Origin of the sequence: Streptomyces sp. NPDC091377, from assembly GCF_044757045.1 — a bacterium.
GTDB lineage: Bacteria > Actinomycetota > Actinomycetes > Streptomycetales > Streptomycetaceae > Streptomyces.
In genome coordinates this window covers 119,898-132,044 of sequence record NZ_JBIVUE010000010.1, presented here as the reverse complement: position 1 = coordinate 132,044, position 12,147 = coordinate 119,898, and the positions used below count along the sequence as shown (strand labels likewise).

Here is a 12,147-nt window from a genome sequence, read left to right as displayed (position 1 = left end):
CGACGCGTGAGCGGGCGGACACCCCTGAGGAAGCGGGTCGGCCCCGAACCGGCGGGGCCGACCCGCTCCGCGCGTTCCGGCCCGCTCACCAGGTCGCGCGGACCTGGCGGATGATCCGGCGCCGCAGCCGCACCCTGCGGCTGCCGTCACGCAGCAGGCTCAGGCGCTGCAACTCCCAGTTCCCGTACTCGGCGTGGTCGGTCAGCAGACGGGCCGCCTCCTTGCGGGATGTCCCCCGGGGCACGTACACGTCGACAAATTCGTATTCCGGCATCGCATCTATTGTGCGGGCTGGGGCCCGGTACGGATAGCGTCTGCACTATGTCTGATGCTGCGCAGCCCACCGCTGCCGAGGTACGCGCCGCCGCCGAGGCGGTCAAGACCGCGCTCGACCACCACCTGGCCGCGGTCGAACGTCGGTCCGAGGAGGACGACCAGGCCGACCAGGCCGTTTACGACGCGTTCAATCAGCTCGCCGCGGCGGCGGAGGTCTACGACGAGCTGCTCTACGACCGCTACGACGAGGTCACGCCGTTCGAGATCCCCGGTGCCGACGACGCGCTCCCGCCGTACGCCGGTCCCGAGGAGCCGAACGCGCTGAGTGTGCTGATCCGCCGTGACTACGCGGTCGTGGAACCCCAGCGGCTGCTGGCCCAGGCCCAGCGGATCGAGGCGGTGGACCAGGAGGACACCATCGGCGGCCGGGACGCCTCCAGCACCCTGCACGGTGCGCTCGGGGTGCTCTTCGGCGAGTACGAACCGGACGAGATCGCGTCCCGGCACAAGGAGTTCGGCCTGGAGGAGGGCGACTCCACGCTCTGGGTGACCGCGGCGGACGAACCGGCCGACCCCGGCGAATGGCTCGACGCCCCCTTCGACCAGGTCGAACCGCAGCGGGTGGTGTGCCGCTTCGACGTCAGCTCGGTCTTCGACGACGACTCGGACGCCGACGACCTGGAGGACGAGGACGACGAGGACGAGGCGGACGACGAGGTGGACGACGAGGGCGGTGCGACCGCTCCCGGGGGCCGGGACCGGGCCGGTCTGGACGCGCTGGACGCCTTGGACGCGCTGGACGAGGACGAGGACCTGGAGCCGCTGGACGCGGATCACGCGCCCGGCCGGTGACTCCCGCTCCCCGCGGCGACCGGCGTGAACGGTGGCGGCCGGACCGGCCGGCGGGGAGAGGACGGACGACCACGGGCAGAGCCGATGGGCTCCGGCTGGGGCATGTGCTGTGGCTGGCGGCGGCCGAGGGGGTACGACTCCCTCGGCCGCCGTCGTCGTCTCCGCCACGGCCCCGGGGCGGGGGTCAGTCCGCTGTGGGGACCTGGGGGCGCAGCAGCACCGGGAGGCGGGTCGTACGCGGCTTGGCGGGCAGTTCGGCGACGGCTCTCGGCAGGGCCTGCTCCACACCGTGCACGACGGACAGATGGCGGTCGGCCCGGCTGAACGCCGTGTAGACCCAGGGGCGGTCGAGCGTCTGCGCGGCATCACCGGGCAGCACGACCACCACGGCCGGCCAGCGGGCCCCCACCGCCTGATGCGCGGTGATCGCCCAGCCGTGCCGCACCGACCGGGTCACCTGGTCCTTCGCCACGACGACCGGCTCGCCCGCGCAGGACAGATGCAGCCCCGCCGCGTCCGCCGTCACGACCGTGCCCGGCGTGCTCCGGCCCGGCGCGGGGGAGTGGACGACCCGGTCGCCGGGGTCGAAGCCGGCGAACCGGCCGGGACCGGGATTGAGCCGTTTCTTCAGGGCCGCGTTCAGCACCCGGGTGCCCGCGGCGCCGCCGTGACCCGGGGTGACCACGACGGTCTGTTCCGCGGGCACACCGATCGCCCGGGGCACGGAGTCGGCGACGAGCTGTACCGTCCGGTGCACCGCCTCGCGGGCGTCCCGCACCGGCACGATCACGATCTCCTTGCCGGGCGCCTCGACCTGGTTCAGCTCGCCGACGCCGATGCCCGAGACCAGTTCGCCCAGCGGGCCGGGGTCCGGGCGGCGGGAGGCGATCTGCGGGCAGTGCCGCGCGGCCAGCAGATCGGCGAAGACCCGGCCGGGCCCGGCCGACCCCAGCACGGCGGGGTCGCCGGCCAGCACCAGCCGGGCGCCGTCGGGCAGCGACTCGGTGAGCAGGGCCGCGCTCTCCACGTCCAGTTGAGGCGCGTCGAGCACCACGAGGAGGTCCAGGTCGAACGCGCCCTCCGGGTCCCGGCCGGGTCCGTGGACACCCGCCAGCAGGTCGTGGACGGTGGCCGTGCCGGGGCCGTCGACCCGGGCCGCGAACCGGTCCCGGCCCACCGGGGAGTGGGTGGCCGCCCAGGCGCGCAGCCCCAGCGCGTGCGCCGCGTCCAGCAGGGCGGCCGGCTCGGCGAGGGACGCCTCGGAGCCGGTGTGCAGCACCAGGCCGTGGCCCGCGACCGCGCGGATCAGGTCGGCGGCGGCACCCTCGGCGGAAGCGGCGGCCCGCTCCCACTCCTCGGCCGAACCGTCCTGCTTCGGAACCGAGTTGATCAGCCGGGCCAGCCCGTCGGCGAGGCTCTCCTCGGCGAGGGCGTACCGCTCCAGACCGACGAGGATCCGCACCGGCCGCTCGGCCGCGTCGTCCCCCTCGCGCTCTCCCCGCTCCTCGCTCCCCCCGCCCTCCTCGGCGCCGGGGCCGGTCCCACCCGCGGCGGGTTCGTCCAGCGCGTCGTGGAAGACCAGGGCCTCCCCCTCGGCGAGGGCGCTCTGCACGGCGGTGTCCGGGTCGGGGACCCCACGCCGCTCCAGGGCGGTGACCAGCGCGGGCAGATCGAGCGCGGTGTGCCCGGCGAGCGCCGCCTGCTCCAGCAGCCAGCACGTCACCGCCCGGCCGCGCCGCTCGTCGTCCGGACGGCACTCGGCGCCGAGCAGCGCCCGCGCGAAGCCGTCGGCCTGCTCGGGCCGTACGCCCGTGACCCTCAGCAGCAGCCAGGGGTCCTCGCGCAGCAGACCGGGCGCGTCCTCGCCGAGGGCCGCCGCGGTCTGCGGGGCCAGCGCCTCGGGCGCGTCACCGGCCGAGAGCACCTGCCGTACGGCCGCGACCGCGTCGTCCGTGGGCGCCGCCGGGGTGTGCGCGGCCACCGGCTCCGGCTGCCGTACGGCCTCCGGGGCGGGACCGCGCGGGCCCGGGGCCCGGTCCGTCCCCGGCTCACGCGCGGGCTCCGGCTTCGGCTCGGCGAACACGGTGGCGCTGGGCTTCTCCCCGCTCTCCACGGCCCGTACCGCCGCGAGCAGATCGGCGGCCTTCCCACTGAGCTTGGTGCCCGCGGCGACGGGCCCCGCCTTCTCGGCCTTGCGCCGCGCGATCCGCTCCCGCTCCACCCGCTGAGCCGCGATCTCGGCCTCGGCCTCGGAACGCTGGGCGGCGTCCCGAGCCGCGCCTTCGTCCGCGGAACCCGCACTCCCACCCCCGGACGCCCCGTCCGTGCCTGCGGCGTCCGCGGAATCGGCGGGGTCCGCGGGATCGGCGGGGTCCGCGGAATCGGCGGGGTCCGCGGGGGACTGGTCCGCGTTCTGGGACGCCTGATCCCTGTCTCCGGCGCTCGCGTGCGCGCCCGCGGTGGGCCGATGGGCGTCCCCGGGCGTCCGGTCCGTGTCTGCGGGGGGCTGGTGCGAGTCTGCGGCAGTCTGGTCGGCGTCCCTGGTGGTCCGGGCCGCGTCCCCGGACGTCTGAGCCGCGTCCCCGGCGGTCCGGTCCGCGTCTCCAGGTGTCTGGTCCGCGTCCCGAGACGGCCGGTCCCCGTCCCCGGCAGCCCGGCCCCCGTCCCCGGTCGGCCGGGTCCCGGCACCGTCCCCTGTGAGCCGGTCGGTGTTCTCCGGGGCGGCGTCGGGGGTTTCCGGCGGCCCGTCCGGAGGCGTGGAGGTCTCCCCGTCCGAGGGTGTGGCCCCCTTACGCCCCGAGGTGCCTCGCGCCGCGCCCTCCGGGGCGTCCGGCGTCTTCGGTGTGTCCGGGGTGGCGGGCGGGCCCGCCTCCGGTTCCGTGCCGTCCGGCTCCGTGCTCACAGCGTGCTCCAGTCGTGATCGGGATAGCGGTGCACGGGCGCCGACACATCGTCCAGCGCCCGGCAGATCTCGTCAGGAAGACTAAGCGCCTCCACTGACAACGCGGCGCTGAGCTGCTGCGCGTTGCGCGCGCCGACGATGGGCGCGCTCACCCCCGGCCGGTCGCGGACCCAGGCCAGGGCCACCTGGAGCGGGGTGACCGCCAGCCCGTCCGCCGCCGTCGCCACCGCGTCGGTGATCCGGCCGGCCGTGTCGTCCAGATACGGCTCGACGAACGGGGCGAGATGCTCGGAGGCCGCGCGCGAGTCCGGGGGCAGGCCGTCGCGGTACTTGCCCGTCAGCACCCCGCGCCCCAGCGGTGAGGAAGGCAGCAGACCGACCCCGAGATCCAGCGCGGCCGGCAGCACCTCCCGCTCCACCCCGCGCTGGAGCAGCGAGTACTCCATCTGGGTGCTGGCCAGCCGGGTGCGGGTGCCGGGCGCGGCGAGCTGCCAGGTCGCGGCCTTGGCGAGCTGCCAGCCGCAGAAATTGGAGACCCCGGCATAGCGGGCGCGTCCGCTGGTCACCGCGAGGTCGAGGGCGTGGAGGGTCTCCTCCAGCGGGGTCTGCGGGTCGTAGGCGTGGATGTGCCACAGGTCGACGTGGTCGGTGCCGAGCCGGGCGAGCGAGGCGTCCAGCGCGTCGAGCAGATGGCCGCGCGAGCCGTCGAAGCGGCGGTCGGGGTCGGGCACGCTCCCGGCCTTGGTGGAGATCACGAGTTCCCGGCGCGGCACCAGTCCGTCGACCAGCCGCCCGAGCAGATACTCGGCCTCCCCGTCGCCGTACACGTCCGCGGTGTCGACCAGCGTCCCGCCCGCCTCCCAGAAGGTCTTCAAGAGGTCCGCCGCGTCGTGTTCGTCGGTGTCCCTGCCCCAGGTGAGGGTGCCGAGTCCGATGCGGGACACGCGCAGGCCGGTGCGGCCGAGATGCCTCTGCTCCATGAACGCCGAGCGTACTGGCCGGAACTGGAGCCGTGGGGGCCGGTGGTCAACCGGTTTCCCCCAGGCCGGGACCGCTGCGCGAGCGACCCTCGCCACCGCGGTCTCGCCCCCGCCCGCGCCCCGCGCTAAGGTCTGCCGCACAGGGACGTTACTGATCGGTAAGGGGATGCGGTCATGCAGCTCGGGATCAACCTCGGTTACTGGGGCGCCGGGATGGACGCGGACAATCTCGCCGTCGCGCAGGAGGCCGACCGGCTCGGCTACGCGGTCTGCTGGGCCGCCGAGGCATACGGCTCCGACGCGGCCACCGTGCTGAGCTGGGTGGCCGCCCGGACCGAGCGGATCGACGTGGGCTCGGCCATCTTCCAGATCCCGGCCCGCCAGCCCGCCATGACCGCGATGACCGCCGCGACCCTGGACTCGCTGTCCGGCGGACGGTTCCGGCTCGGCCTCGGCGTCTCCGGACCGCAGGTCTCCGAGGGCTGGTACGGCGTCCCGTTCGACAAGCCGCTCTCCCGCACCCGCGAGTACGTCGAGATCGTGCGCAAGGCGATGACCCGTGAACGTCTGTCGTACGAGGGCGCGCACTGGACGCTGCCGCTGCCGGACGGGCCGGGCAAGCCCCTCAAGCTCACCGTGCACCCCGAGCGCGAGCACATCCCGCTCTACATCGCGGCGATCGGCCCGAAGAACCTGGAGCAGACCGGCGAGATCGCCGACGGCGCCCTGCTGATCTTCCCCGCCGCCGACCACCTGGAGGCCACCGCGCTCGCCCCGCTGCGCGCCGGACGCGAGAAGGCGGGCAGGACCATGGAGGGCTTCGACGTCTGCCCCACCCTCCCGCTCGCCCTCGGCGCCGACCAGGACGTCGCCACCCTCGCCGACACCTTCCGCCCCTACACCGCGCTCTACGTCGGCGGCATGGGCAGCCGCAAGCAGAACTTCTACAACCAGCTCACCCGCCGTATGGGCTATGAGCAGGCCGCCGACGAGATCCAGGACAAATACCTCGCCGGCGACAAACAGGGCGCCGCCGCGGCCGTACCACACGACCTCATCGACTCCACCACGCTGCTGGGCTCTGTGGACCGTATCGCCGACCGGATGGCGGCGTACGCCGCGGCCGGGGTCACCACCCTCACTCTGGCGCCCGCCGGATTCACCCTGGACGAGCGGCTCGCCGCCCTGCGCGCCGGTACCGAGGCCCTGGAGCGCGCCGGACTCGCGTGACACGGCTTCACCGCCTTCACCGCCTTCGCTGTCTTCACCGCCCTCACCGCCTTCACCGCCTTCACCGCCTTCACCGACATGCGACCCCGGGGTCCTCCTTTTGGCGCAGTTGGCCGACACACCTGTTGCAGCACCCGCGCGGGCGCACTTGACTCGTTCTTTGCGGAACCTGCAGAGAGGTGCCTCAGATGCTTTCGGCCAAGAGTCTGTTCCAGGAGATCCTCGACAACGACGAGTCCTTCCGGCTGTTCTGCTCCATCGCCGCCAGCGGTGAGTCACAGGGCGGGTGGGAGAACGCCCGCATCGCCGCGCTCGTGCCCGCCGCCGAGCGCGACCTCGCCCCCAAGATCGCCCGGCACGGCGCGGACGAGGACAAGCACGGGCGGATCTTCAACGCCCTGATGAAGAAACGTGGCCTCGAACCCGTCCCCGTCCCGGCCGAGACCGACTACACCATGCTCCTGGAACGCGCCGGGATCGGCCTCACGCACGAGAAGCTCAAGGCCGAGCAGCCCCTGACCGTCCAGGACATCATCACCTACCTCGCCCACAGCAGAGTCACCGAGCAGCGCGCCTCGGAGCAGATGGACATGCTGCGCACCCACTTCGGCGACGACCCGGACGTCGGCCGCGCGGTGAAGATGATCTCCAACGACGAGGACAACCACCTCGCCTACTGCCACGAGGAACTGCTGCGCCTCGCGCGCGCCGGGCACGGCCGGGCCATCCAGCGCACCCTGCGCACGTGCGCCCGCGCCGAGATCCGCGTCTACCGGGACGTCAGCCTCGCCGTGATGGCCCACATGGGCCGGGTCCTCGGCTGGTCCCGCCCCAAGGCCGCCCTCCTCGCCCTCGGCATCCACGCCCTTCACCTCCACGAACGGCTGGGCGGCTGGCGGCGCATGGTCTCCCTGAAGATGCCCGAACGCCGCGACGCCCTCGGCGGCCCCGTCGGCGCGGCCCCCGAGTTCGCCTGACCGGACAGGACCGGACAGGACCGGACGGGACCGGACGGGACCGGACGGGACCGGACGGGTCCGGACGGGACCGGACGACACCCCGCGGGGGAACGGCTTACAGCCACCCCCGCCGCTTGAACGTCCGGTACAGCAGCACCTCCAGGACCACCATCAGCGAAATCACCGCCGGGTAGGACCACATCCAGTGCAGCTCGGGCATGTGGTCGAAGTTCATGCCGTAGATCCCGGCGATCAACGTCGGCACGGCCGCCATCGCCGCCCAGGCGGAGATCTTCCGCATGTCGTCGTTCTGCCGCACACTCATCTGCGCCAGATGCGCCGACAGGATGTCCGACACCAGCCGGTCCAGCCCCTCCACCGCCTCGTTCACCCGCGCCAGATGGTCATTGACGTCACGGAAGTACGGCCGTGCCTTCTCGTTCACGAAGGGCACCGCGTCGCCGAACGGGCCGAACCCCGCGAGCCGGGTCAGCGGCAGCGTCAGCGGCCCCGACGCCCGCCGGAACTCCAGGACCTGCCGCTTGAACGTGTAGATCCGCATCGCCGTGTTCCGGGAACCCCCGCCCTCCGGCGAGAACACCTCGGCCTCCAGCTCCTCCATGTCCGTCTGCAGTTCCCCCGCAACCTCCAGATAGTGGTCCACCACGGCGTCCGCGATCGCGTACACCACTGCCGTCGGCCCCTTGACCAGCAGCTCCGGATCCTGCTCCAGCCGCCGTCTGACCGCCGCCAGCGGCGACCCCTCACCGTGACGCACCGTCACCACGAAGCCGTCACCGATGAAGATCATCACCTCACCGGTGGACACGGCATCGCTCTCCGGCTCGTACAGCACCGGCTTGAGCACCAGGAACAACGAGTCGTCGAACACCTCCAGCTTGGGCCGCTGATGCGCCTTCAGCGCATCCTCCACGGCCAGCGGATGCAGCCCGAACTCCTCCGTGACCAGGTCGAACTCCGCGTGCGTCGGCTCGTACAGCCCGATCCACACGAAACCGCCCTCCGCACGCGCCTCCCCCAGGGCCGCCGAGAAGTCCTCGGGGGCCTCCCTGCGACGGCCGTCACGGTAGATGGCACAGTCCACGATCACGCTGCGCATTCTCCCGCCGACGGCCCGCCCCCGCACCCGCTGATGCGCCTACCCTGGGCGGCATGCCCACGCTGATCCTCGTCCGGCACGGACGCTCCACCGCCAACACCGCGGGCCTGCTCGCCGGGTGGACCCCCGGTGTCGCCCTGGACGAACGCGGCCGGGAACAGGCCGCGGCCCTGCCCGCACGGCTCGCCGCCCTGCCGGTCGCCGAGGTGGTCACCAGCCCGCTCCAACGCTGCCAGGAGACCGTCCGGCCGCTCCTGGACGCCCGCCCCGCCCTCAGCGCCCACACCGACGACCGGATCGGGGAGGCGCACTACGGCGACTGGTCCGGCCGCAAGCTCGCCGAACTCTCCGGCGAACCCCTCATGGAGGTCGTCCAGGCCCACCCCTCGGCCGCCGCCTTCCCCGGCGGCGAGTCCATGCGCGCCATGGCCACCCGCGCCGCCGAGGCCGTACGCGAGTGGAACGCGCGCGTGGAGCGCGACCACGGCGCCGACGCCGTCTACGTCATGTGCTCCCACGGCGACATCATCAAGGCCCTGGTCGCCGACGCCCTCGGCCTCCACCTCGACCTCTTCCAGCGGATCTCCGTCGAGCCCTGCTCGATCACCGCGATCCGCTACACCCGGCTGCGGCCCTACCTGGTGCGCCTCGGCGACACCGGCGACCTCGCCTCCCTCGCGCCGCACGAGCCGCCGCCCGGCGGGGACGCCCCGGTCGGGGGCGGTGCGGGCGCACCGTGATCGTCGGCCGCAGTAGGGTTGAGCGGTTGCCGTAGCCGCGAAACCGACCACCGTCGATCGCGCTTCCACCCCGACTGCTATGGAGCTGGACGTGTCCCGTCAGGTCTTCCTCTACGACCCCCCGGACCGCTTCGTGGCCGGTACGGTCGGGCTGCCCGGACGCCGTACGTTCTTCCTCCAGGCCACCGCCGGCTCCCGCGTGACCAGCGTGGCCCTGGAGAAGACCCAGGTGGCCGCACTCGCCGAACGCATGGACGAACTGCTCGACGAAGTCGTCCGCCGCAGCGGGGGCAGCGCGTCCGTGCCCGCCGTCGCCCCCAACGAGATCGCCGACACCGCCCCGCTCGACACCCCCGTCGAGGAGGAGTTCCGGGTCGGCACCATGGCCCTGGCCTGGGACGGCGACGAACAACGCATGATCGTCGAGGCCCAGGCGCTGGTGGAACTGGACGCCGACTCCGACGAGGACCTCGCCGAGGCCGAGGAGCGGTTGCTCCAGGACGAGGAGAACGGACCCCCGATGCTGCGGGTCCGGCTGTCCGGAGTACAGGCCCGCGCCTTCGCCAAGCGCGCGCTCGACGTCGTCAACGCGGGCCGCCCGCCGTGCCCGCTGTGCAGTCTGCCGCTCGACCCGGAGGGACATGTATGTCCGCGCCAGAACGGATACCGCCGCGGGGCGTGAAGCCCGTCGAACACCCCGTGCAACGGTCCCTCACCCTGCTCACCCGGGGTGAGCTGACCGTACGCGGCCGGATCCGGGACGCCTCCAACGCGGCGCTGTACTGCACCGTCGCGCACGACGGCCGCGAGGCCGCCTGTGTGTACAAGCCGGTCGCCGGGGAGCGCCCGCTGTGGGACTTCCCCGACGGCACCCTCGCCCAGCGCGAGGTGGCCGCCTACGAGGTCTCCGCCGCGACCGGCTGGGACCTGGTCCCGCCGACCGTGCTGCGGGACGGCCCCTATGGCGAGGGCATGGTCCAGCTCTGGATCGAGGCGGCACCGGACACCGAGCTGCTCGCCCTGGTCGACGGGGAGGAGCCCGAACCGGGCTGGAAGGCCATCGGCCTCGCGGAGGTCGCCGAGAACCGCACCGCGCTCCTGGTCCACGCCGACGACCCGCGGCTGCGCCGTCTCGCCGTCCTGGACGCCGTGATCAACAACGCCGACCGCAAGGGCGGCCACCTGCTGCCCACCGCCGGCGGCCACCTCTACGGCATCGACCACGGCGTCACCTTCCACACCGAGGACAAGCTCCGCACCCTGCTGTGGGGCTGGGCGGGCGAGCCGCTGCCCCAGGAGGCCGCCGACACCCTCCGCGACCTCCGGGAGTCCCTACGACCCGAGGGACCGCTCGCCACCCGGCTGACGCCCCTGATCACCCCCGCCGAGATCGACGCCGTCCGCACGAGGATCACCACCCTGCTCGACGCGGGCGTCCACCCCCAGCCGACGGGGGAGTGGCCGGCGATCCCGTGGCCACCGGTGTGAGGGCGGGGGCGGGGCCACAGCTGTGAGGGCAGGGGCGGGGGCAGAGGGCCGCGACCCCGGGACCGTACCCCCGTACCCCGTCCCCCCCCGTACCCCGTACCCCCCGTACCGCTCCCGTCCTGCGTACCCGGCGCGCGGGCTCTCGTATGCCCCCTGCCGGTACGCATACCGCCCCCTGAGCCGCAAGAGGGCCTTACCGGCCATCCGGACCGGTCCGGTTCGTAGCGGGAACTCCCGTCCGGTTAGGCTCAAGTCATGCATGCCTGGCCCGCTTCCGAGGTCCCCGCTCTGCCTGGTCAGGGCCGCGACCTCGTGATTCACGACACCGCGACCGGGGGACCCGTCCCCCTCGTCCCCGGTCCCGTCGCCCGTCTCTACGTCTGCGGCATCACGCCGTACGACGCGACCCACATGGGTCACGCGGCGACCTACAACGCGTTCGACCTCGTACAGCGCGTGTGGCTCGACACCAAGCGCCAGGTCCACTACGTCCAGAACGTCACCGATGTCGACGATCCGCTGCTGGAGCGGGCCCAGCGGGACGGCGTCGACTGGGCCGACCTCGCCGAGCAGGAGACCACCCTCTTCCGCGAGGACATGACCGCCCTGCGGATGCTGCCCCCGCGGCACTACATAGGAGCGGTCGAGGCCATACCCGGCATCGTCCCCTTGGTGGAGCGGCTGCGGGACCTCGGCGCCGCCTACGACCTCGAAGGCGACCTCTACTTCTCCGTCGAGTCCGACCCGCACTTCGGGCAGGTCTCCCACCTCGACGCCACGGCGATGCGGCTGCTGTCCGCCGAGCGCGGCGGCGACCCGGACCGCCCCGGCAAGAAGAACCCGCTGGACCCGATGCTGTGGATGGCCGCCCGCGACGGCGAGCCCAGCTGGGACGGCGGCTCCCTCGGCCGCGGACGCCCCGGCTGGCACATCGAGTGCGTGGCGATCGCCCTGGACCATCTCGGCATGGGCTTCGACCTCCAGGGCGGTGGCTCCGACCTCGTCTTCCCGCACCACGAGATGGGCGCCTCGCACGCCCAGGCTCTCACCGGCGAGTTCCCCATGGCCAAGGCGTACGTCCACGCCGGCATGGTCGGTCTGAACGGCGAGAAGATGTCGAAGTCCAAGGGCAACCTGGTCTTCGTCTCCCAGCTGCGCCGGGACGGCGTCGACCCCGCCGCCATCCGCCTCTCCCTGCTCGCCCACCACTACCGCGCCGACTGGGAGTGGACCGACCAGGTCCTGCACGATGCGCAGGCCCGCCTCGGACGCTGGCGGGCGGCCGTCTCCCGCCCCGACGGCCCCAGCGCCGAGGCCCTGGTCGAGGAGATCCGCGAAGCCCTCGCGAACGACCTCGACGCCCCGGCCGCGCTCGCCGCCGTCGACCGCTGGGCCGCGCTCCAGGAGGAGCGGGGCGGCACGGACCCCGGCGCCCCCGGCGTCGTGTCACGGGCGGTGGACGCGCTCCTGGGCGTGGCGCTCTAGCCGGCCGCAGAGCACTCAGGAACGCAAGGCCACAGGAACGCAAGGCCACAGGAACAGCAACGTCAACGTCACAGGAACGCAAGGCCACAGGAACAGCAACGTCAACGTCACAGGA

General features: G+C 73.3%; 11 protein-coding genes. 7 read left to right on the top strand and 4 right to left on the bottom strand.

Annotation, left to right across the window (positions count from 1 at the left end):
• Positions 1–85: 85 nt before the first annotated feature.
• Positions 86–274 carry a DUF5703 family protein gene (locus ACIQNG_RS22700; RefSeq protein ID WP_401428995.1) on the bottom strand — a complete coding sequence of 63 codons (189 nt, stop codon included), beginning with the start codon at positions 272–274 and terminating at the stop codon, positions 86–88.
• A gap of 47 nt (positions 275–321) precedes the next feature.
• Here ACIQNG_RS22700 and ACIQNG_RS22695 point away from each other — a divergent pair, with 47 nt between their 5' ends.
• Positions 322–1,128, top strand: coding sequence for a hypothetical protein (locus ACIQNG_RS22695; protein ID WP_401487299.1), 807 nt, complete (start codon positions 322–324; stop codon positions 1,126–1,128).
• A 184-nt stretch (positions 1,129–1,312) separates the two neighbouring features.
• Here the strand turns inward: ACIQNG_RS22695 and ACIQNG_RS22690 are convergent, their stop codons facing one another.
• Entirely contained in the window at positions 1,313–4,030 is a 2,718-nt protein-coding gene (locus ACIQNG_RS22690; RefSeq protein WP_401487297.1) for a helix-hairpin-helix domain-containing protein, read from the bottom strand.
• Entirely contained in the window at positions 4,027–5,010 is a 984-nt protein-coding gene (locus ACIQNG_RS22685) for an aldo/keto reductase (RefSeq protein WP_401429003.1), read from the bottom strand. Before ACIQNG_RS22685 ends, ACIQNG_RS22690 begins: the two co-directional genes overlap by 4 nt.
• 174 nt (positions 5,011–5,184) lie before the next feature.
• Here ACIQNG_RS22685 and ACIQNG_RS22680 point away from each other — a divergent pair, with 174 nt between their 5' ends.
• Together ACIQNG_RS22680 and ACIQNG_RS22675 are read left to right on the top strand one after the other, a co-directional pair.
• Positions 5,185–6,240: an LLM class F420-dependent oxidoreductase gene (locus ACIQNG_RS22680; RefSeq protein WP_401487295.1), complete on the top strand. Its 1,056-nt coding sequence runs from the start codon at positions 5,185–5,187 to the stop codon at positions 6,238–6,240.
• Between the two features lie 188 nt (positions 6,241–6,428).
• Positions 6,429–7,217 (top strand): ferritin-like domain-containing protein, encoded by a 789-nt coding sequence (locus tag ACIQNG_RS22675; protein WP_401429007.1) that lies wholly within the window; start codon positions 6,429–6,431, stop codon positions 7,215–7,217.
• 97 nt (positions 7,218–7,314) lie between these two features.
• Here the strand turns inward: ACIQNG_RS22675 and corA are convergent, their stop codons facing one another.
• Positions 7,315–8,310, bottom strand: coding sequence for a magnesium/cobalt transporter CorA (corA, locus tag ACIQNG_RS22670; protein WP_401487293.1), 996 nt, complete (start codon positions 8,308–8,310; stop codon positions 7,315–7,317).
• Between the two features lie 62 nt (positions 8,311–8,372).
• On the opposite strand from corA, the gene ACIQNG_RS22665 reads away from it, so the two are divergent.
• The 4 genes from ACIQNG_RS22665 to mshC all read left to right on the top strand — a co-directional run bounded on the left by ACIQNG_RS22665 (position 8,373) and on the right by mshC (position 12,032).
• Positions 8,373–9,059 carry a histidine phosphatase family protein gene (locus ACIQNG_RS22665; protein WP_401429011.1) on the top strand — a complete coding sequence of 229 codons (687 nt, stop codon included), beginning with the start codon at positions 8,373–8,375 and terminating at the stop codon, positions 9,057–9,059.
• Between the two features lie 91 nt (positions 9,060–9,150).
• Complete coding sequence (locus ACIQNG_RS22660) at positions 9,151–9,741, top strand: DUF3090 domain-containing protein (protein ID WP_401429013.1); 591 nt, start codon at positions 9,151–9,153, stop codon at positions 9,739–9,741.
• A complete protein-coding gene (locus ACIQNG_RS22655; RefSeq protein WP_401487291.1) occupies positions 9,705–10,547 on the top strand; it encodes an SCO1664 family protein in 843 nt (280 codons plus the stop codon). Before ACIQNG_RS22660 ends, ACIQNG_RS22655 begins: the two co-directional genes overlap by 37 nt.
• 255 nt (positions 10,548–10,802) lie before the next feature.
• Entirely contained in the window at positions 10,803–12,032 is a 1,230-nt protein-coding gene (gene mshC / locus ACIQNG_RS22650; RefSeq protein WP_401487289.1) for a cysteine--1-D-myo-inosityl 2-amino-2-deoxy-alpha-D-glucopyranoside ligase, read from the top strand.
• Positions 12,033–12,147: the final 115 nt, after the last annotated feature.